Below are 20,844 nucleotides of genomic sequence, written 5' to 3' on the forward strand. Positions count from 1 at the left end.
TTTTATATGAATAAATTGCGATTTTGATCGTGCATGCTTGCCTGGGAATATGGCTCGAGCCTGTAGTCTCTCACTCATATCATTACCCTGGGCGTCAGCACGATGCAAAATCGTTTGAAATATTTCTCAAGATATAAAAGAAAAAGCTCAATTAAAACAATTCATTAACCCTGATAAATTGATGAAGTGCTTATTTTATAAAATTAATAACATGAATTACTTTGAAATAATAAGTAATAAAGAATTGTCCTTTTTATATGGATAAATTGCGATTTTGATCGTGCATGCTTGCCTGGGAATATGGCTCGAGCCTGTAGTCTCTCTCTCATATCATTCCCCCCGGAGTCAGCACGATGCAAAATCGTTTGAAATATTTCTCAAGATACAAAAGAAAAGGTTCATTACAGAACACAAAAAAAGTCAATTTCTATATAATTACAATAAAAATTGACGTTTATGATTGAGTCTTAGATGTTGATACTTTAGACTCATGTTTATTAATTCTCAGTGGAAAAGAAACAAATCGAGTTTGTTGTTTATATTAATGATATCGTGCATGAGTGTGCTTTAAGAAATTCTAGTTTTATGCATTAAACGTGGTTGATAGGTCGCACTATAAATATCAATGTTGTGTGTTGCGATAGCGTGAATTAATTTAGAGAATACTGTAGGTGAACAAGAAACGTTGATGGTATTTCGATTGAAGGTATAAACAATAGTTTCAGTGTGATTGAGTAAATTCATAATATCGATAACTTTATCTTTAATAAAAGCATCGTGAAGGCCGTCAACAGCGATTTCGAAACGTTTAGATGATAATAGTAAATGATCTAAGTCTAATAGTTCATGTGCATGATTATTTTCTAAAATTTGATAGATTAAATAATTGTGGAAACTGAGAAAACTAATTAAATAAGGTAGTTGTTGCTTAGGTAAATTCACTTCTAAAGCATATAAATGATTATTTTTGAAAATAGTAAACTTGAAGGATTTACAAAAGTGTACTTGTTTCAAAAGTTTTAACAAATTTTTGCGGATATGACGTTTATTTAAACCACTGATGTTTAATACAAACGTTTCAGTTTTATCTAAAAACATATTATACCTCCATATCTATATAAAGTGACATACGTATATTAAAAATAATATTCTACTGCACTTAAAATTGTACATGTTTTAAATTCTATTAAATTGTACCACTCTTTTTAAAAGAAGACACTAGGTCTTTAGAACGAAGTATAAAATTTTTTAAAAGTTGCAAATTTAGAATTCATAATATTTAGAAAATTCTGTTGTTTCAAGGCTTAAAGTATGATACATTCTTCTTTATTAATACAGAGAGGGAAGTGTTTAGATGTTATCAAAAGTAAGTAAGTTTGCAACGAATACGTTCTTAGTATGGATGCTTATTGCAGCTATCATTGGTTTTATATTTCCAACGCAACTTGCTACTTTAAGTAGTTGGGTACCTTATTTACTAGGGATTGTTATGCTAGGTATGGGATTAACTATAGATCCTAAAGATTTTAAAATTATATTTCAAGCACCTAGATCAGTAATTGTCGGTGTGATATTGCAGTATACAATTATGCCTTTAAGTGCATTTTTAATTGTCAAACTGTTTCATTTGCCTCCAGAAATTGCTATTGGTGTGATTTTAGTTGGATGTTGTCCGGGTGGTACATCTAGTAATGTTATGAGTTACTTAGCAAATGCAAATGTTGCTTTGTAAGTAGCTATTACTAGTGTTTCAACATTGCTAGCTCCATTTTTAACACCAGCTTTAATATATTTATTTGCGCATGAATGGTTGCAAGTTTCATTTATTAGTATGTTTTGGTCAGTAGTTCAAGTCATTTTAATACCAATAATCATTGGTTTTGTACTTCAAAAAGTATTTAAGAAATTTGCTGATACGACTGCCACTGCATTGCCAATTGTTTCTGTTGTTGCTATTTCATTAATACTTGCGTCTGTAGTTGGTAGTAGTAAAGCACAAATTTTGGCCACTGGTTTACTTATTTTTGCGGTTGTCATTCTTCATAATTTGATTGGATATGTATTGGGTTATACATTTGCCAAAATCTTAAAATTAGATCGACCGGATAAAAAAGCAGTATCAATAGAAGTAGGTATGCAAAACTCAGGATTAGCAGTTTCTTTAGCCACAGTACATTTTAATCCATTGTCTGCAGTGCCAGGGGCGGTATTTAGCTTAATACATAATATTACAGGACCAATTCTTGCAAAATACTGGAACAAAAGGTAAATATAACTGATTTTAGGTTGAAATTAATAAGGAATTCATAACTAAGATGAAAACATTAATATTTTTGTGTTTTCATCTTAGTTTATTTTATCTGAGGCGATGGCAGGCTAGAGGGACGGAAAGTATGATACACTGACAATAATTTGATTTTATCTTGTTTATTTTAGAGGAGGGTACTGTATGTATCGCGCAGTGATATTTGATTTTGATGGAACAATTATTGATACAGAAAAACACTTGTTTGAAATAATAAATAAACATCTAAATCATTATGGTTTGGAGGAAGTTAGTTTAGATTTTTATCGACAATCCATCGGGGGATTGGCTTCAGATTTGCACCAGTACTTGGAGGCTCAACTCGGACAAGAACGCAAGGAAGCAATTTATCAAGAGCATAATGAAACAAGTATACATTTACCGATTGTTACGCATATGAAACAACTTATGGATTATTGTAAAGTGCGCCATATACCAATGGCTATTGCGACAAGTAGTTTTAGAAACGATATTCAACCCACATTCGAGCAATTGGGGTTAGATACGTATATCGATGTTGTTGTTGGAAGAGAAGATGTAGAAGAAATAAAGCCAAGTCCTGAACTATATTTAACAGCAGTTCAAAGATTAAATTATAACCCAGTTAATTGTTTAGCCATAGAAGACTCAGTCAATGGGGCAACCGCTGCGGTAAATGCTGGTTTAGATGTGATTGTAAACACGAATGATATGACGGAAAAACAAGATTTTAGTAACATAGCCTATGTAGGTAAAGATTTATCAGGTACAGCTATCATTGAAAAATATTTTGAAAAAAGTAGAGGCTAGTGTATGAATGGATATTTAATTCTATTTTTTTTAGGCGGTCCAATTGTTTTAGCAATAGGAAATTTAGTTTTAGGTCCAATCTTTAATAAAAAAGTTCCGTTAAAGATACAATTTCGCTCATTTATGGTTGGAAGTCTTGTTTACTTATTGGGAGCTTTGGTTTTATATTTTCTTGTTTTACAAAATCAATTTTAATTTAAAACCCCTTATTTTGACATTGAAAAAATGTGTCGATAAGGGGTTTTTGTAATATAAGATGAAAATGATAGCCTATTTTAAAAATTGAAGTATTAGTGTCACAATAACTAACACGAGTAAAATAGAATCAATACCTACCATAATTGCAAAACGTGGATTTTTTTCTCCAGTAGCTTTAGATTTTTTTACAGCTTTTAAATTAGGAATTAAACTTACGCTTAATAAAATGATAACAATAATACCAATGACAATGCTCACGATTTATCACCACCGTTTTTATGATTATCTATAAATTCCCATAGATAACCTGCTATTATACCAATGATTAGGCCGGTTATAATACCGATTTTCAGAGCAGAAAACATAGCACTGATAATGATTGCAATTAGTAGAGAAATAGGTAAAGTAATACCAAATTTATATTTTCGTTCTGGTGAATTTACAATAGTAAAAATTAAGTAATATAGTATCCCGAATACAACAATCGTAAGTAAACTTTTTAGCACTAAATTTCCGGCAGAAACATCACTATCACTAAAATAATTGATCAGGAAAAATAATATGCCAAATATAATTGAAACTGTGATTGTTCGTTTCAATAGATGTTTATTCATATTGAACTCCTTTATAATAAAATCTATTGACCATTATATCATATAAAATTAGGAACTATAACTTCATAAATACTAGACTTCAACTTTTAATTACAATAACTCAAGCTGCAGTTAATGAATTTTGTTGTTTTGATATTGCTTATGATCATTTAAATAAGCATAGAACAAGCCTATAACTAAGCCACCACCGATATAATTACCAATACCTGCACCAAGCAAATTGATTAAAGCTGGTATGACTGAAAGGACATCACTTTGATATACGAGGCCGCCTGCGAATAATACAGTATTATAAACAACGTGCTCATAACCCATAAATGCAAAAATTGATACACCAAACATCATGACGAACATTTTTGCTAGAACATCGTCTATTTGCATAGCTATTACAAGGGAGATGTTTATAAAGAAATTAGCAAAAATACCTTTTATTAGAATGGCGACAAAACCTGCAGTTAGTGTTTTATGGTCGATTGTAGCTTCTAATTGTTGCATCATCTCAGGAGTCATTATATCTGAGGAACGTATCAATAAAAAGAATATTAATCCACCTAGAGCATTACCAATAAAACAAAGTGTAAAAATTTTAAAAACGCGGAATGGCGAAATGACTCGATAATAAAGTCCTACTGTAAAATACATGAAGTTACTTGTTAATAATTCGGAATTTGTAAAAAGTATTAATACTAAAGCAAAACTGAATGCAATCGCACCGACTAAATTTGTAACACCCATTGGAACATCAGATGCTAATGAACCTTTAATGAGTAAGACAAAAACTGTTATCACGCCTAAGATAAATCCAGCCATAATGGCACGTAGCAGATAGCGTTTTAAATAAAAACTTTGCAATATATCTTTGGCTCGAATTGTCTCTACGACATGATGGACCCAAGCTTTACCATAAAAAACTTTATCCCATTTTATGTTTTTTTCGTTCAAAACTTTATCCTCACTTTCTATTAATTAAAAATATTATACTATGTAACTGCATTTTTGTGAAATAATTCACAAAATAATCATAATTAAAAACTGCTGATTAATTAACTAATATGAATATTTAATTGTCCGCTATAATATCAAAAATAAAATTTACATTGCGTTTTCTCACAAAATAATCTAAAATAAAAACATATGTAAGGGCTTACATAAATGAAAAATAATTGTTTTAATTTTTAGAATTTATAGTATAATAGCGTCATAATAAGTGAATTATTATCACTTATATTTGAATGAGATGGGGTTTGAATGATGAATGAGAATAACGAATTACAAAGGGGACTAGGTGCACGTCAAATGCGGATGATAGCACTTGGTGGAACAATTGGTGTCGGACTCTTCATGGGGGCGACAAGTACAATCAAGTGGACAGGACCTTCAGTAATATTTGCATATTTAATAGCAGGTCTGTTTTTATTTTTAGTGATGAGAGCTATGGGGGAAATGGTATATTTACATCCGACCTCAGGTTCATTTGCAAACTTTGCAAGTGATTACATAAATCCAGTTGCTGGTTATCTGACAGCATGGAGCAATATTTTCCAATGGGTTGTTGTAGGTATGAGTGAAGTTATCGCCGTTGGAGAATATATGAATTATTGGTTCCCTGATTTACCACAGTGGATACCAGGTATTATTGTAGTATTATTGTTGGCAGGTGCTAACTTAGTATCAGTTAAAGCATTTGGTGAATTTGAATTTTGGTTTGCAATGATCAAAGTAGTAACAATTATTTTAATGATTATCGCGGGATTCGGTTTGATATTCTTTGGCCTTGGTAATGGAGGAGAAGCTATTGGACTCTCTAATTTATGGTCACATGGTGGCTTTATGCCTAATGGTTGGATAGGATTCTTCTTTGCACTTTCTATTGTAATTGGTTCTTATCAAGGTGTTGAATTAATTGGTATCACTGCTGGTGAAACTAAAGACCCGCAAAAAAATATTAAAAGTGCGGTTAATGGTGTTATATGGCGTATATTAATATTCTATATCGGAGCTATCTTCGTTATTGTAACTGTTTATCCTTGGGATGAATTAGGAAATATCGGCAGTCCATTCGTTGCAACATTTGCAAAAGTAGGTATTACATTTGCAGCAGGACTCATTAACTTTGTAGTTTTAACGGCAGCGATGTCTGGATGTAATTCTGGTATATTTAGTGCTAGTCGAATGACGTTGAACTTATCTCAAAAAGGAATGTTACCTAAGTTTTTCCGTAAAGTTATGAAAAATGGTGTTCCTATTTGGACAGTAACTGCAATAGCAATTGGTATTTTAATTGGCGCATTATTGAACGTTATTTTGCCTTTATTCATTAAAGGCGCGGACAGCATTTTTGTTTATGTATACAGTGCCTCAATTTTACCAGGTATGGTACCGTGGTTTATGATATTAATTAGTCATTTAAGATTCAGAAAAAATCACAGTGAAGAAATCAAGAATCATCCGTTTAAAATGCCAGGCGGTGCAATAACAAATTATATTACAATGGCGTTCTTTATCATGGTGTTAATAGGCATGTTATTTAATAAAGAAACAGTCGTTTCAGTTGTTATTGGTATCGTATTCTTAGGTTGTATGACATTGTTCTATTACCTGAAGGGCTATCATAAATTAAGTGATGATAAGCAAATTTAAATAGTAAAACAAAACGTAAAACAGTAGGTCGTTTTACAATCAACTTTTAAAAAGCCATAAATGATACATTAACTTGTATCATTTATGGCTTATTTTGTTATCGACAATATCGTAAATATGATTACACTAATGTTTTACAAAAAATTAACAATATAAAAATACTCACTCAAAACTCGTGCTTTAGAATAAAGTTGAGGTCATAATACATATCTAAAGGAGTTATTATATGAAAATACTTAATAAACTAGCTACTGCTACAATTGCAGGGACGATTATTGCCGGTTCATCATTAGGGAGTGGACAAGGGATTTATGCAGCTGGGAAAAAAGATGAGACTAAAGATGCAAATCAGAATTCTGATGTAGCTTACATGGGCAATACAAAAAACCCTAAAAACGTCATCTTTTTAGTTGGAGATGGTATGGGTCCTTCGTATAATGCTGCTTATCGCTATTTTGCAGACAATCCTGATACTAAAGAAATGGATCAAACTGCTTTTGATAAATATCTAATAGGTAGTCAGCGTACAAATCCAAATGATCCAAAAGAGAATGTTACTGATTCTGCAGCCGGTGCAACCGCATTTAGTTCAGGACAAAAAACATATAATGGTGCTATTGGTGTCGACGCTAATAAAAATAATGTTAAAACGGTTTTAGAACAAGCTAAAGAAAATGGTAAATCAACTGGTTTAGTATCTACTGCTGAAATCACAGATGCTACACCTGCTGCATACGCATCACATGTAGATGATCGTGATAAAAAGAATGAAATTGCTAAACAATTTTACAATGACAAAATTAATGGCAAACATAAAGTAGATGTACTTTTAGGCGGGGGTGCTGAGTATTTCGGTAAAGATAACGGCAACTTAAAAAATAAATTTAAAAAAGATGGTTACGATGTAGTTACTAATAAAAATGAACTACAAAACTCTAAAAATAAACAAGTATTAGGATTATTTGCAGATAATGATATGCCGTTACAGATAGACGCACCAGATAAAAATCCAAAATTAGTGGATATGACAGATAGTGCTGTAAATAAATTAAAACAAAATGACAAAGGGTTCTTTTTAATGGTAGAAGGCGCTTCTATTGATAAATCAGGCCATCCAAATGATGTAACAGGGGTAATGTCTGAAATGTCTGGATTTGAAAAATCATTTGAATATGCTATGAATTATGCAAAAGACAATCCAGATACGCTTGTGGTAGCTACTGCAGATCATTCTACAGGTGGGATGTCTATAGCGAAAGGTAAAGATTATGTTTGGAATCCAGATGCCATTCACCAAATGAAACATTCAGGTAAATACATGACTGAAGAAATCAGCAAGGGTAAAAATGTGGAGAAAGTGATTAAAGATGGTTATGGTTTTGAAGTTTCACAAGATCAAATTGATAAAATAAAAGACGAAGCTAAAAAACTTAAAGATCTTAAAAAAGACGAAAAAGCATATGAAAGTCAATTACAAAAAGTTCAAGATGCTGTACAAAAACCGATAAATGACAAATCTAATACTGGTTGGACTACAAATGGTCATACAGGAGAAGATGTAAATACTTATGCATATGGTCCTGGTAGTGATAAATTTAAAGGAAATATTGATAATACTGATAATGCCAAAAATATTTTCGACTTTTTCCAAAAAGATGTAAAATAATGATGTAATAAACAAATAATGTTAACTTCAGATTAAAAAAAGAGAACGACCTAGAAATCCTTTATAAAAATGCGATTTCTAGGTCGTTCTTGTTTATTATGTTATTTAAAATGTGATGTTAGCATTGTTTTAGTGTTTAAATTGGATTTTAGATAAATGTTTACGGTAATTATCAAGCGCCATTTTTGACTGTGTGATTGAATCCAATGAGCGTTGATAATTTAAAGCGATAAATCGATAATACAGAATATCTACAGTGAAAAGTTGTGCAAACAAAGATGTTGTTGCGGCCATGCGCAGTTCATTTTCATCTGTTTGACCATAAATTAAAGTATAATCAGAAATTTTAGCTACAGGGTTATTGTTCGAACTTGAGATCGTAATGATAGGTATATTATAGTCGGTAGCAACTTTTGCCATAGATTGCATTTCACTATGACTACCTTGGTTGGTCACGAAAATAATACAATCTTGTTCATCATGTGTAGCCATGGTAGTCATTAATAAATGCGTTTCTTGTATTAAGCGCACATTTAAACCTATTCGAGACAATTTTTGATATAAATCTGTGACAATGACGAGTGATGCGCCATAACCAAATAAGAATATAGTACGCGCATGTTTCAATGTATCGCAGATGTCATCGATATGAGGTTGCTCAATTTGTGACGCAACACAACTCATTGTGTCGGTTGCTCTAGCTAACATTTTAGATTTGATAATATCGACTGATTCATTATCAATTAATTCCATATGATTATTGTTAATTGCATCTTCAGGCAAATAACGTGAAATTGTAATTTTAAGTTCTTGAAAGCCTTTTTCTGTGATTTTTTTGCTAAAACGTACAATTGAAGCAGTACTTGTATTAATTTCATTTGAAAGATCTTGGACAGACATATTAATAATACGATGCGGTTCATTTAAAATAAAATCAGCAATTTTCTTTTCACTTTTTGTAAAAGTTTCATAGATATTATCAATTTTATAAAGTACGTTGGTCATAGTTTAACCACCTAAGTTATCAGATTCTCTCATTGATTTTGTTGTACCTAAAAAGAAGGTGAAGAGGAAACCACCGATGTAAGCAGCGATTAATCCTGCAATATATCCTAAGTACATATGATCTGAAATCAAAGGTAACAATGAAATACCACTTGGTCCAATAGCATTGGCACCGATGTGTCCAATACCACCAACTACTGCGCCACCAATACCTCCACCAATACATGCTGTAAAGAATGGTCTACCAAGAGGTAACGTAACCCCATAAATTAAAGGTTCACCAATACCGAGGAAACCAACAGGAAGTGCACCTTTAATTGCATTTCTCAAAGTAGTATTTTTCTTACATCTTACCCAAAGTGCTAATGCGGCGCCAACTTGTCCTGCCCCTGCCATGGCAGCAATAGGTAATAAGTAAGTAGCACCAGATTGATTTATCATCTCAATATGAATAGGCGTAAATATATGATGTAATCCTAACATAACTAATGGTAGGAAGAAAGCACCAATGATAAAGCCACTAAAGACGCCACCGATATCAATAACACCATTGACTACGGATACTAAACCATCAGAAACAAAGCCAGCTAATGGCATGATGATAAAGATTGTTGATAAGCTGATAACGAACAAAGTAATCGTAGGTGTTACGATGATATCTATGGCATTTGGTACAATTTTATGTAATCTCTTTTCTACGAGACTTAATAACCAAACTGCAAAGATAACACCTATTATACCACCTTGTCCTGCTTGTAAAGGTTCACCTGTGAAAATATTAGTAATCATATTTTCTTCCGTTAAACCTGTTAATAACGTTGTCCCTCCAATAACACCACCTAAACCTGGTGTTGCACCAAATTCTTTTGCAGCGTTTATACCCGTGAAGATTGCTAAATAAGCTAACATACCATCTTTAATTACATTAAAAACAGTGACAAGTTGTGTGATCCATGCGCCAGATATGACCTCGGCCGCAAGTAAATTGCTTAAAACTGCACCAATACCACCAATTAAACCTGCACCAATAAATGCTGGAATCAATGGGATAAATATATTTGCGATTGTTTTTAATAGTTTATTGAACTTACCGCGTTTTTGTTTGCTTTGAAAAGCCGCCTTGTTTTCTTTAGCTCTTGCTTCAGTTTCAGCTTTATAATTTTTATCATGGTGTGAAATGGTTTCACCTAAACGCACACCACTCATTTCAGATATATGGTCAGCTACCTTATTAACTGTGCCAGGCCCAACGACAACTTGTACACGGTCGTCTTTGACCACACCTATAACGCCGTAAGTAGATTTTAATTTATCATAGTCAACTTTATTTTCATCGTGCACTTTAATTCTAACGCGCGTCATGCAATTTATAACATTTTCCATGTTCTCTAAACCGCCAACTGCATTTACAATGTTTTCTGCAAGTTTTTGTTCTTTAGTCATCGTAAAACCCTCCTATATACATAAATTATTTTAAGTACTTGGTTTAATCTCTGATTGCTTGCTTAACGATGTGGTTATTGTTGTCTAAACGCTGTTTTGCGTCTGCTTTTGATGTATCACACATATGCATAACGATAGCAACTTTAAGGTTATGATCTGCGGCATTATATAGCTTCTCAGATTGTTGATATGATGTGTCACAGATATCTTGTACGATGCGTATAGAACGGTCAATTAATTTTTGGTTTGTAGCTTTTACATCGACCATGAGATTATCATATACTTTACCGGCACCAACCATTGTGATAGTTGAAATCATATTAAGTATCAATTTTTGTGCTGTTCCTGATTTTAATCTAGTGGAACCTGTTAATACTTCAGGGCCTACATTAACTTCAATTGCTTTTGTAGCTATTTTACTTATTTTAGTATTTGTATTGCATGCAATTGAAACGGTGTGTGCACCAATGCTATTTGCATATTTTAATCCTCCGATAACATAAGGTGTATTACCACTTGCAGCAATACCGATCACAACGTCTTTTTCATTAAGGTGAATATGATGTAAATCTTCTTCTGCCAAAGAAGTGCTATCTTCAGCACCTTCAACAGCAACTGTCATTGCTCTTTGACCACCTGCAATTAATCCAATCACTTCATCTGGGGACGTATTGAAGGTGGGGACACATTCAGCAGCATCAAGCACACCTAATCTTCCACTCGTTCCAGCCCCCATATAAATTATTCGACCACCAGCTCTAAATTGTTTTGTCGTGATTTCTATGACTTTAGTTAATTCTGGTATGATTTTTCTAATTTGTTGAGGAACCTTTTGATCTTCATCATTCATTGTTTTAAGAATTTCTGTAATAGACATTTCATCTAAATGCATTGTAGCTTTATTTCTGGATTCAGTAGTTAAATCACTCATTAATTTCTACTCCCTTGTTTTAATAATAAATTTAAAAGTATCATTTGGCTTCATGCAATGAACCAATCTGCGCTCAGACTCACAAATTTTACCTATAACATTAACATGCGGATGCGCTGGTAAGTCAGCTTTCAAGAGTTGTAATTCTCCTTGATAGCGTCCGTTCAGTTTATTATCAATTGTCACAGTACCTGTATCTCGATTTGTCGTATTAAAAGTATTCATTTCACTTGTACAATAGTGTCTAGCTTCTTGTGATCGAATTACATCTTGTGGGTTGTCTGAGCGTACAGTGTGCGTTTGCTGTAATATCGTAGTCGCTTGAATATCAAATAAATCAACTGTGAATGTGAATGTTCTATGGCATAATACATTCATTAATTGTTCGTCTAGTGGCGTATTAAGTTTAGAATCGCCAATCAAAATTTGTGTTGTCTGATGATCTAATAGTAGTTGTGCACTTTCAATAGGGTGTTGTGTTCTTGTTGATTCTATAGTTGGTAAACCTTTGAATAAAGGTCCACGCTTTGTTGTACCTGAGATAAAACCGTAAATTGTTGCGTTTGGATTATACTTTAAAATTAGTGAGTTTTGATGATGTGCAAATTTAGTTGTTAAACCTGTATCTGGCCGTGGGTAATAATTATGGCAGTAACATAAATGCGTAAAGTCTTCGAGTTTTTCATAGAGTTGTTGAAGTAGTGATTCGGAAAGTATGCTTGCATTTAAACAACAGTCAAAACCGTGTTGAATGATGTCATTAATAATTTCTATAGAAGTACTGTGATCAATACGAATCATAAATTGAGCATGATGATATGATTGCAGGAATTCATAAAAAGAATGATTCAGCAATGAAGGATTGATATCAATCATATACGTAAGATGTTTGTCTGATAAATAATTTAAAAGTTCTCCCAAATAGCGATATTTAGATGCTTCATCTTCCTCTGGAATTTGAACAGATGTAAAAATGGTAGTATATCCTAAAGCAATCATTCGTCTAATATACGATTTATCAATGGGTTGTCCTAAATAAATGGAAAAGCCATGCATGTTATCACTCCTATATTGCTGTAATCGATTTCATTTTACAATACATGAAAAAGTATTACAATTTTAAATTTAAAAAAATATCATTTTGAAATATTATTACAAAAATGTTTGTAATAACTTGTGTGTTTCTAATAATTGATTTTGTAAGGTATCAAGATACTTAATTGTATTGCCGATAGTGAGTTCTTCAATAGGGCTCTGATCATGTATTAAAAGGAATTGGTAATAATTATAATGTGGCAAAGAAAAGCGTTGTAAGGATATGTCTGAGAATAGGATGAGCTCGTCTTCAATAAATTGTTGGATATCTTGTTTGTATTGTTGTTTCTTTTTATTTTGAGTAACGATGGCAAATTTATATGTTTCAATTAAATTGAGTAGTTTATGAATGTGTTGAGCGAGTTGATGATATTCTAAGTTATACATAAAACGGATCCTTTCATATAAAATTTAAAATGATGAATATGATTTTCTGGAATTGTTAAGAATGGTAGGATATACAATATAAAATTTAAAAATGATTTTAAAGGGAGCTGTTGAAAGTGGAAAGAACAAAATATCGTTTTAAAGATATTGTGTGGAAAGACTTTTCTCTGATTGCGATTTTAATTGTAAGTATGATTGTTTTTACATTGGTTGGTATTTTATTTAGTTTCGTTTATGTAGATCATTTAACAGAAAAAATAGTGATAAAGTTAAGTGTTGTTATACAACTACTCTCATATGTTGTCACTGTGTTTAGTTTTTATTTTTTACATATTAAAGACTTTAAAATGCATTTGAAGAAAAATACAGCATTTATAAAGCAACATTATTTATTTCTGATTACAGTAACAATTATAATGATGATTTGTAGTGCAATTTATAACATGACTATGCAAATGTTACCTGATGACATTGGTTTTAATGAAACTCAAAACGAGCTAGAACTAATGAATTTGTTTGATCAACCTTCATTTTTGCCATTTACATTTTTATTGATTGTAATTGGAGCGCCATTAGTGGAGGAAATATTTTTTAGACATTTACTGATAGGTGAACTAGGGAAGAAATTTAATGCTATTGTTATGGGGATTATTTCAGCTATTCTATTTTCATTAATGCATGTGATGGGAGCGGAATCTCCATTAGAAATAGGGAGTTATATAATTTTAGCAATTGCTATGGTATATGCATACATCAAATCAGGATTTAAATTAATAGCAAGTGTAAGTATACACATGCTTAATAATTTAATTTCATTTATTTTTACGCTTATTACGTTATATACATAATGTGAACCCTTGAAAAAATCCCATTGAGTTTTTAGGACTCAGTGGGATTTGAAAATTGTTGATAGTTATTGATAGTAATATCTTGTGTTTTTATTTTTTTCTCAAAAGAATATGAAATATCATGGATATCAACAATAGGTATTTCATTTGTTTTACCGAGACCAATTTCAAAAATAACTGCTTTCCATAATCCGTCTGTACATAATAATCCGATAAAAATTACATTTTCAGTAATAATGTCGTTATCTTTATTATACTCCATTGCCATCACATTTCGTTCAGTGCAATAGATTAAAACCTCTGAAAAGATGGGTGGCAAGTCAACATGCGTTTGTTGATTAAATTTTATATACCGGTCGAGCTTTTTAAGCGCTCGTCTCATTTTCGTATAAGGTAAATTTAAACATTTTTTTATAATTGCGTTTATCTCTTCTTTATATGGAAGTGTTGTATATGATTGACTTTCATTCAATACTAAGAATAAAGCAGTAAGTTGATTGTCAGTTAATTCAAGCTCATAACTATTAGGTGTTTCTTGAAGTTGATAACCGCCTAATTTGCCATGTTTTGCTAGAATTTTTACCCCTTGATCTTCTAAATCTTGTATATCTCTTAAAATCGTACGTTTTGATACATCTAAGTCTATCGCAAGTTCTGAAGCGGTAATTTGCTTATTTTGCTGTATTGCTTGTACCAATTTATTTTGCCTTTCGCGTTTATTCATTAGAAAGTCACCTCCCAAATGATTACATATTACATTCATTATAGCATAAAAGTGACAATGACGACATTTATAAAGTTTTAAAAAAAGTTATAGAAAACGCTTACATTTTCTGATTGTTTATGTTAGTATAATAATTAGTAACAAGGGGGTAGCGAAAAGATAACAAAGGGGTAGGCTATTACATATAGTTTTGTTAATATCTTTTTCGTACGAGTTACTAAGCAAACATCTTCAATATTTATTACTTACTTTCCTTTCTATTTAGAGGCTGGGGCAAATTAATTGTCTCAGCCTCTTATCGTTTTATTGGATTTCATCTTTGTCAGGATGATTGCAATGAAATGATTTTAAAATAAATTCGATTTCAGTCCTATTCCTTTATTTATGGTATTGAGTCTATATTGAACAATAATTAATGGTAAAGGTTTGTTACTGTAATTATATTTATATGATAAAATAAAACAAATTATACATATTAAATAATTAAAATGAAAAAATTTATTGATTCGTTTAAAGAGGGGGTCTCAAATGAATAAAGAAGCGTTATTAAACATTGATAATTTAGTAAGAGATTGGCTAACAACATTAGATGATATTATTCCACAGTTAATCAAAGAAATGGTTACTTCAACGAAACAAAATCGATTTGATTTAGTGACCAATGTAGATAAATCTATTCAACAAAATTTCGAACAATTTTTACAGCAACATTTTCCAAGCCACCAACTCTTCGCTGAAGAAAAATCAAATGATGACATCTTAGCAAAAAAAGGACATGTATGGGTCATGGATCCGATTGATGGTACTACAAATTTGGTTAAGCAACAAGAAGATTATTGTATTATTTTGGGCTACTTTGTCGATGGGGAACCTGCACTATCATATATCTATGATTATCCACACGGCAAACTTTATAAAGCAATCAAAGGGCAAGGCGCATATATGAATGGTAATTTATTGCAACAGCCTGAAGCTATTCAATTAAAAGATGCAATTATTTCATTTAATACATTGGTGATGAATGATGATACGATTCATGAACTCAATGATGCTTCTTTTGGATATCGTTTCATTGGCTCATGTGGTTTAGATTCCGTGCGTGTGATTTTAGGGCAATTTGGTGCGCATGTAAATACTAATCCCAAACCATGGGATATTGCTGCACAATTTTTATTCGCTGAAGAATTGGGATTAAAAATGACGACATTAAATAATACAACTTTAGATTTTGCGAAAGCAGGACCTTTTATTATTAGTAATAAAGCTTGCCATAAAGAAATGTTGACGATTCTAAATTCAGGATCTGGATATCAAAAATAATTATTTAAAATTATTAATTATTTAACAATAGGTCTTAAGCACCATGTTTATTAAATAAGTTTACTATATAATTTATAATTAATTGAAATAGAAAATCGAATACAGAATGGAGAATGAAAAAGGTGAATCGTTCTAACAAATATAATAAAAAGAAAATGGGGTTGCCCACGAAAGTATTTTTGTGGTTCTTGGGTATATTGCTAATCTTAGCAATTTTAGCCGTTGTTTATTTAGGGTTTAAAATATTTTCTGTTGGTGGGGCAATACATAACCCATTAGATAGAGATAAATCATCTTTGAGAGAAGAAAAAGCTAATCTTAATAATGGAGATCCTTTTACGATTGCTTTATTTGGCGTAGATTCAGATGCTAAAAGGGATGCTGAAGGTGGGGGACAACGTAGTGATACGATTATGGTGTTATCTATCAATCCTGAGAAGAAATCCTCTGAAATTGTGAGTATACCTAGAGACACTCAAGCGGATATTGTAGGTAAAGGTACAACTGAAAAAATTAATCATGCGTATGCTTATGGTGGGCCTGACATGGCTGTGAAGTCAGTAGAAAAACTATTGAATGTGCCAATAGATCACTATGCAACGGTAGATATGGACGGCATGAAAGATATGATAGATACCGTGGGTGGTATTGATGTCACTAGTAACGCTACTTTCTCATATGATGGATTCCAATTTAATGAAGGACAAAAGTCTCATATGGAAGGAAAAGAAGCAATGGCATTTATAAGAAGTCGTAAAGAAGAAGGCGCTGGTGGCGACTTTGGTAGACAAGAGCGTCAGCAATTAGTGATACAAGGTCTAGCCAACAAATTAACGAGTATCAGTTCAGTTACACATTTTAATTCGTTGATGAATCACGTTGAAGACAATGTGAAAACAGATTTGACTTTAGGAGAGTTAAACAAAGTTAGAGGTAATTATAAAGATGCAAACGATAACGTGCACCGTCATCAATTAGAAGGTCAAGGCGGGATACAAGATGATGGGCTTTATTACTTTATACCTAGCCAAAGCTCGTTATCTGAAATAGAAAGCGATATAAAAGATAATTTAGGTATTTAGTTTAATAAATACACGCAATCAATTACATTGGTTGCGTGTATTTTTATTTTTGTCATTAAAATAATCAATACTCAGCGAAAATATTTAGCACTATAAAATAATATTTATATTAAGCAGGCGAAAAATAGTGGAAAGCCTTAACATTTTATTGATTTACATATACAATATAAATAACATTACCAAAAAGTGTGGGGCTTTTAGGATGGAATGTTATCAAACATCTTTGATTCATAAACATGGGCTTTATAAAATTAATAGGGGTGAATAGTATGCAAGAACATTTAATTATTACATTAGATGGCAAAGATTATCTTGTGGAACCCGGAACAAACTTACTACAATTTATTAAATCACAAGATACGTTTGTACCTTCTATATGTTATAACGAATCGCTTGGTCCTATAGAAACTTGTGATACGTGTACAGTAGAAATAGACGGTGTGATGCAACGTGCTTGTAGTACGACGATAGATAAACCAATGATTGTTAATACACAAAATGATAACGTACAAACAAGTCAAAAAGAAGCTTTAGACCGTATTTTAGAAAAACATATGCTTTATTGTACAGTATGTGATTATAATAATGGTGATTGTGAAATTCATAATACAATGGATCAGTGGGGTCTCGAACATCAAACATATGAATACAAGGAAAAACCATATGAAAAAGATTATGGTCCGTTCTATCGTTATGATCCAGACCAATGTATTCTATGTGGGCGCTGTGTTGAAGTTTGTCAAGATGTCCAAGTCAACGAAACTTTAACGATTGATTGGGAACGTCAACAACCGCGTGTCATTTGGGATAATGATACAACAATAAATGATTCATCATGCGTTGGGTGTGGTCAGTGTGCGACGGTATGTCCTTGTAATGCAATGCTAGAAGTCAACATGGAAGGTAACGCTGGCTATATGACAGATTTAGAGCCAGGATCACTTGCTGCGATGATCGATTTAACTAAAAAAGCAGAACCAGGTTATGGACCGCTATTTGCGGTATCTGATTCGGAAGCAGCGATGCGTGAAGAACGCATCGAAAAAACTAAGACTGTATGTACATATTGCGGTGTTGGTTGTTCATTTGACGTTTGGACAAAAGGTAGAGAAGTATTGAAAGTACAACCTCAACATGAATCTCCAGCAAACAAAATTGCAACGTGTGTGAAAGGTAAATTCGGTTGGGATTATATTGATTCAGAAGAAAGATTAACTAAACCATTAGTACGTAAAAATAATCAATTCGAAGAAGTAGAGTGGGATGAAGCACTACAAGTGATTTCTGATAACTTTAACAAGGTAAAAGCTTCTCACGGCTCAGATGGTCTAGCATTCATTTCTTCATCTAAAGCGACAAATGAGGAATCATATTTAATGCAAAAACTTGCGAGACAAGTGATTGGTACAAATAACGTGGATAACTGTTCTCGTTACTGTCAAGCCCCTGCAACCAAGGGATTATTTAGAACGGTAGGACATGGCGGTGACTCTGGTTCAATCGAAGATCTTGAAATTGCTGACATGGTTGTTTTAATAGGGACAAACACTGCAGAAGCGCACCCAGTCATCGCTTCTCGTATTAAACGTGGACATAAATTATATAATAATACTTTAAATGTGTTTGATATACGTAAACATGAAATGGCTGAAAGAGCTGATAACTTCTATCAACCTAAACCAGGTACTGATTTAGTATGGTTATCAGCTGTGACAAAATATATTATAGATAATGACTTACACGATAAAGCTTTTGTTGATGAATGGGTAAATGGCTTCGATGAATATCATAAATCTTTAGCTCCATATACGATGACATTTGCCGAAGATACAACAGGTATTTCGCAAGAAGCGCTCATTGATTTTGCGCATCAAATGGTTAATGCTGAAACAGTGTCAATTGCCTGGGCTATGGGTGTAACACAACAAGATATTGGTAGTGACACGTCTACTGCAATATCCAACTTATTATTAGCTACAGGTAACTATAGAAAACCAGGTACTGGTGCATATCCGCTTCGTGGTCACAACAACGTACAAGGATGTAGTGATATGGGGAGTATGCCTGATCAATTCCCTGGTTACCAAAAAGTGGTAGATGATGAAATCCGCGCTAAATTTGAAAGAGAATATGGTGAAACATTACCAAGTGTTCCTGGCAAAGATAACCATCAAATGATGGAAGGCATTCATGCTGGTGAAATTGACGCTTTGTATTTATATGGTGAAGATACAGGTATCGTTGATTCAAATATTAATTATGTACAAGCTGCACTTGAAAAAGTTGGTTTTTTAGTCGTACAAGATGAATTTTTCACTTTCACTGCTTCATATGCAGATGTAGTTCTACCGGCATGTCCATCACTAGAGAAGACGGGTACTTTCACCAATACTGAACGTCGTATCCAACGCTTATATCAAGCACTTGAACCTAAAGGTGAATCAAAACCAGACTGGGTCATTATCCAAGATGTAGCTAGAACATTAGGTTATGATTGGAATTACACAAATCCAAGTCAAATCATGGATGAAATTGCTAAATTAACACCATCTTATTCAGGTGTTAATTATGACAGATTAGATGGATACAATAGTTTACAATGGCCTGTTGCTGAAGACGGCACAGACCAACCAACATTGTATTTAGATGGATTTAACTTTGAAGACGGTAAAGCGAATTTCTATCCTTTAACATTTGATAATTTCTTTAAAGTTAATGAAGAATACGATTTACATGTTAACAACGGACGTTTATTAGAGCATTTCCACGAAGGAAATATGACATATAAAGTACCAGGTCTTGCGTATAAAGTTCCTCAACCGTTCGTAGAGGTATCTCCAGAACTAGCAAAAGAAAGAGATATTCATGAAGGGGCAGAGGTTAAGTTGATTTCAGACAGTGGTGAAGCTGAATTGATCGCACACGTAACAGATCGAGTGAAAGGGAAAGAAATTTATATTCCATTAAATAACAATGCCATGATTAATGGCGATCAAGGCGCTATTAACTTATTGACAAATAGTGATGTGGATAAAGATACAGATACACCTTCTTATAAACGTACAAGTTGTCGAATGGAAGTTAAAACACGCAGAGGAAAATCACCATTGAACCCAACAAACTTCCGAGTAAATAAACAAAGACAACCACAGTATAGTGTACGTGTTGAAGACAAATGGAAACGTGATGATTACACTTTCCCAGGAAGTCAGGTGAATAAATAATGGCTGAGAGAATAACGAAAATTAAACGCATGCAAAAGTCTGAAGAACAAATTAAACAAGAAAGTTTAGCAGAAGTTACCGATGCAATTGCAGCAAATAAAGATAGTATCATGAAAGCTATTAATATTATTAGCACGTTAGACGATGCCAAAATACTAGATGCGCTATCAGGTATCGTCAATAGTCGAGGTGTTATCGCTAATAAATTCGCAGTTGAATTAAATAAAGAACAATACACAGGATTGATTACCAATATGGCATCACTTGTTTTCCTTTTAGGTGATTTGAATGTCAAAGATTTGAGCATTATGTTAAATAAAGTAAATAAAGGCTTAAGTGTTGCAAATCAAGCTAGTCCAAACCAAAAAACATCTATTACTGGTTTAATGAGTGTACTTAAAGATGATGAAATGAATCGTAGTTTAACTTATATGTTAAATATGCTCAGAGGTATGTCTAGATAATAAAATGAAGTGCATATATTATATGAAAAAGCTCTTATTGTGAATTTTATTCACATAAGAGCTTTTTGCTATTATAAATGACATATTGAAAATTAAGTAAATATGATAC

General features: G+C 32.6%; 19 protein-coding genes and 1 pseudogene. 10 read left to right on the top strand and 10 right to left on the bottom strand.

Annotated elements, in window-relative coordinates:
- Window positions 1-567 precede the first annotated feature (567 nt).
- Complete coding sequence (locus KA856_RS03470) at window positions 568-1,098, bottom strand: hypothetical protein (RefSeq protein WP_107385271.1); 531 nt, start codon at window positions 1,096-1,098, stop codon at window positions 568-570.
- A 256-nt stretch (window positions 1,099-1,354) separates the two neighbouring features.
- Here KA856_RS03470 and KA856_RS03475 point away from each other — a divergent pair.
- The 3 genes and pseudogenes from KA856_RS03475 to KA856_RS03485 all read left to right on the top strand — a co-directional run bounded on the left by KA856_RS03475 (window position 1,355) and on the right by KA856_RS03485 (window position 3,289).
- Window positions 1,355-2,269: pseudogene (locus KA856_RS03475) on the top strand (bile acid:sodium symporter family protein).
- A gap of 180 nt (window positions 2,270-2,449) precedes the next feature.
- Window positions 2,450-3,094, top strand: coding sequence for an HAD family hydrolase (locus tag KA856_RS03480; protein WP_107385269.1), 645 nt, complete (start codon window positions 2,450-2,452; stop codon window positions 3,092-3,094).
- A gap of 3 nt (window positions 3,095-3,097) precedes the next feature.
- Entirely contained in the window at window positions 3,098-3,289 is a 192-nt protein-coding gene (locus tag KA856_RS03485; RefSeq protein WP_107385268.1) for a hypothetical protein, read from the top strand.
- A gap of 75 nt (window positions 3,290-3,364) precedes the next feature.
- On the opposite strand, the gene KA856_RS03490 is transcribed toward KA856_RS03485, so the two are convergent.
- The 3 genes from KA856_RS03490 to KA856_RS03500 all read right to left on the bottom strand — a co-directional run bounded on the left by KA856_RS03490 (window position 3,365) and on the right by KA856_RS03500 (window position 4,848).
- The gene (locus tag KA856_RS03490) at window positions 3,365-3,550 is read right to left on the bottom strand and encodes a hypothetical protein (protein ID WP_107385267.1); all 186 of its coding nucleotides are present in this window, start codon (window positions 3,548-3,550) and stop codon (window positions 3,365-3,367) included.
- The gene (locus tag KA856_RS03495) at window positions 3,547-3,906 is read right to left on the bottom strand and encodes an SND2/TMEM208 family protein (RefSeq protein ID WP_107385266.1); all 360 of its coding nucleotides are present in this window, start codon (window positions 3,904-3,906) and stop codon (window positions 3,547-3,549) included. The genes KA856_RS03490 and KA856_RS03495 overlap by 4 nt, the downstream gene beginning before the upstream one ends.
- Before the next feature lie 111 nt (window positions 3,907-4,017).
- The gene (locus tag KA856_RS03500; protein ID WP_107385265.1) at window positions 4,018-4,848 is read right to left on the bottom strand and encodes a formate/nitrite transporter family protein; all 831 of its coding nucleotides are present in this window, start codon (window positions 4,846-4,848) and stop codon (window positions 4,018-4,020) included.
- A 309-nt stretch (window positions 4,849-5,157) separates the two neighbouring features.
- Between KA856_RS03500 and KA856_RS03505 the strand changes: the two genes are divergently transcribed.
- Window positions 5,158-6,546, top strand: a complete 1,389-nt coding sequence (locus KA856_RS03505) for an amino acid permease (protein ID WP_107385091.1) — start codon at window positions 5,158-5,160, stop codon at window positions 6,544-6,546.
- A 226-nt stretch (window positions 6,547-6,772) separates the two neighbouring features.
- A complete protein-coding gene (locus KA856_RS03510) occupies window positions 6,773-8,212 on the top strand; it encodes an alkaline phosphatase (RefSeq protein WP_107385090.1) in 1,440 nt (479 codons plus the stop codon).
- A 129-nt stretch (window positions 8,213-8,341) separates the two neighbouring features.
- On the opposite strand, the gene KA856_RS03515 is transcribed toward KA856_RS03510, so the two are convergent.
- The 5 genes from KA856_RS03515 to KA856_RS03535 form a co-directional block, all read right to left on the bottom strand.
- A complete protein-coding gene (locus KA856_RS03515) occupies window positions 8,342-9,217 on the bottom strand; it encodes a MurR/RpiR family transcriptional regulator (RefSeq protein ID WP_107385089.1) in 876 nt (291 codons plus the stop codon).
- Between the two features lie 3 nt (window positions 9,218-9,220).
- Window positions 9,221-10,660: a PTS transporter subunit EIIC gene (locus KA856_RS03520; RefSeq protein ID WP_210129260.1), complete on the bottom strand. Its 1,440-nt coding sequence runs from the start codon at window positions 10,658-10,660 to the stop codon at window positions 9,221-9,223.
- Between the two features lie 43 nt (window positions 10,661-10,703).
- Window positions 10,704-11,591 carry an N-acetylmuramic acid 6-phosphate etherase gene (murQ, locus tag KA856_RS03525; RefSeq protein ID WP_107385087.1) on the bottom strand — a complete coding sequence of 296 codons (888 nt, stop codon included), beginning with the start codon at window positions 11,589-11,591 and terminating at the stop codon, window positions 10,704-10,706.
- Between the two features lie 6 nt (window positions 11,592-11,597).
- Complete coding sequence (locus KA856_RS03530) at window positions 11,598-12,647, bottom strand: MupG family TIM beta-alpha barrel fold protein (RefSeq protein WP_107385086.1); 1,050 nt, start codon at window positions 12,645-12,647, stop codon at window positions 11,598-11,600.
- Between the two features lie 96 nt (window positions 12,648-12,743).
- On the bottom strand, window positions 12,744-13,073 hold the full coding sequence (locus tag KA856_RS03535; protein ID WP_107385085.1) for a hypothetical protein: 330 nt from the start codon (window positions 13,071-13,073) through the stop codon (window positions 12,744-12,746).
- Between the two features lie 116 nt (window positions 13,074-13,189).
- On the opposite strand from KA856_RS03535, the gene KA856_RS03540 reads away from it, so the two are divergent.
- Window positions 13,190-13,921, top strand: coding sequence for a CPBP family intramembrane glutamic endopeptidase (locus KA856_RS03540; RefSeq protein WP_107521366.1), 732 nt, complete (start codon window positions 13,190-13,192; stop codon window positions 13,919-13,921).
- A gap of 31 nt (window positions 13,922-13,952) precedes the next feature.
- Here the strand turns inward: KA856_RS03540 and KA856_RS03545 are convergent, their stop codons facing one another.
- A complete protein-coding gene (locus tag KA856_RS03545; protein WP_019468333.1) occupies window positions 13,953-14,645 on the bottom strand; it encodes a helix-turn-helix transcriptional regulator in 693 nt (230 codons plus the stop codon).
- 528 nt (window positions 14,646-15,173) lie between these two features.
- On the opposite strand from KA856_RS03545, the gene KA856_RS03550 reads away from it, so the two are divergent.
- The 4 genes from KA856_RS03550 (at window position 15,174) to KA856_RS03565 (ending at window position 20,735) form a co-directional block, all read left to right on the top strand.
- Complete coding sequence (locus KA856_RS03550) at window positions 15,174-15,965, top strand: inositol monophosphatase family protein (protein WP_107385139.1); 792 nt, start codon at window positions 15,174-15,176, stop codon at window positions 15,963-15,965.
- Between the two features lie 113 nt (window positions 15,966-16,078).
- Window positions 16,079-17,047: an LCP family glycopolymer transferase gene (locus KA856_RS03555; RefSeq protein ID WP_394860903.1), complete on the top strand. Its 969-nt coding sequence runs from the start codon at window positions 16,079-16,081 to the stop codon at window positions 17,045-17,047.
- A gap of 269 nt (window positions 17,048-17,316) precedes the next feature.
- A complete protein-coding gene (gene fdhF, locus KA856_RS03560) occupies window positions 17,317-20,271 on the top strand; it encodes a formate dehydrogenase subunit alpha (RefSeq protein WP_107385141.1) in 2,955 nt (984 codons plus the stop codon).
- On the top strand, window positions 20,271-20,735 hold the full coding sequence (locus tag KA856_RS03565; protein WP_107385142.1) for a helical membrane plugin domain-containing protein: 465 nt from the start codon (window positions 20,271-20,273) through the stop codon (window positions 20,733-20,735). The genes fdhF and KA856_RS03565 overlap by 1 nt, the downstream gene beginning before the upstream one ends.
- Window positions 20,736-20,844: the final 109 nt, after the last annotated feature.

The organism is Staphylococcus sp. GDB9P120P (assembly GCF_017893435.1).
Taxonomy (GTDB): domain Bacteria; phylum Bacillota; class Bacilli; order Staphylococcales; family Staphylococcaceae; genus Staphylococcus; species Staphylococcus cohnii.

Coding starts and splice junctions, on each gene's coding strand:
- KA856_RS03470 (WP_107385271.1), bottom strand. CDS start 1,098: ATGTTTTTAGATAAAACTGAAACGTTTGTATTAAACATCAGTGGTTTA.
- KA856_RS03480 (WP_107385269.1), top strand. CDS start 2,450: ATGTATCGCGCAGTGATATTTGATTTTGATGGAACAATTATTGATACA.
- KA856_RS03485 (WP_107385268.1), top strand. CDS start 3,098: ATGAATGGATATTTAATTCTATTTTTTTTAGGCGGTCCAATTGTTTTA.
- KA856_RS03495 (WP_107385266.1), bottom strand. CDS start 3,906: ATGAATAAACATCTATTGAAACGAACAATCACAGTTTCAATTATATTT.
- KA856_RS03505 (WP_107385091.1), top strand. CDS start 5,158: ATGAATGAGAATAACGAATTACAAAGGGGACTAGGTGCACGTCAAATG.
- KA856_RS03510 (WP_107385090.1), top strand. CDS start 6,773: ATGAAAATACTTAATAAACTAGCTACTGCTACAATTGCAGGGACGATT.
- KA856_RS03515 (WP_107385089.1), bottom strand. CDS start 9,217: ATGACCAACGTACTTTATAAAATTGATAATATCTATGAAACTTTTACA.
- KA856_RS03520 (WP_210129260.1), bottom strand. CDS start 10,660: ATGACTAAAGAACAAAAACTTGCAGAAAACATTGTAAATGCAGTTGGC.
- murQ (WP_107385087.1), bottom strand. CDS start 11,591: ATGAGTGATTTAACTACTGAATCCAGAAATAAAGCTACAATGCATTTA.
- KA856_RS03530 (WP_107385086.1), bottom strand. CDS start 12,647: ATGCATGGCTTTTCCATTTATTTAGGACAACCCATTGATAAATCGTAT.
- KA856_RS03535 (WP_107385085.1), bottom strand. CDS start 13,073: ATGTATAACTTAGAATATCATCAACTCGCTCAACACATTCATAAACTA.
- KA856_RS03545 (WP_019468333.1), bottom strand. CDS start 14,645: ATGAATAAACGCGAAAGGCAAAATAAATTGGTACAAGCAATACAGCAA.
- KA856_RS03550 (WP_107385139.1), top strand. CDS start 15,174: ATGAATAAAGAAGCGTTATTAAACATTGATAATTTAGTAAGAGATTGG.
- KA856_RS03555 (WP_394860903.1), top strand. CDS start 16,079: ATGAAAAAGGTGAATCGTTCTAACAAATATAATAAAAAGAAAATGGGG.
- fdhF (WP_107385141.1), top strand. CDS start 17,317: ATGCAAGAACATTTAATTATTACATTAGATGGCAAAGATTATCTTGTG.
- KA856_RS03565 (WP_107385142.1), top strand. CDS start 20,271: ATGGCTGAGAGAATAACGAAAATTAAACGCATGCAAAAGTCTGAAGAA.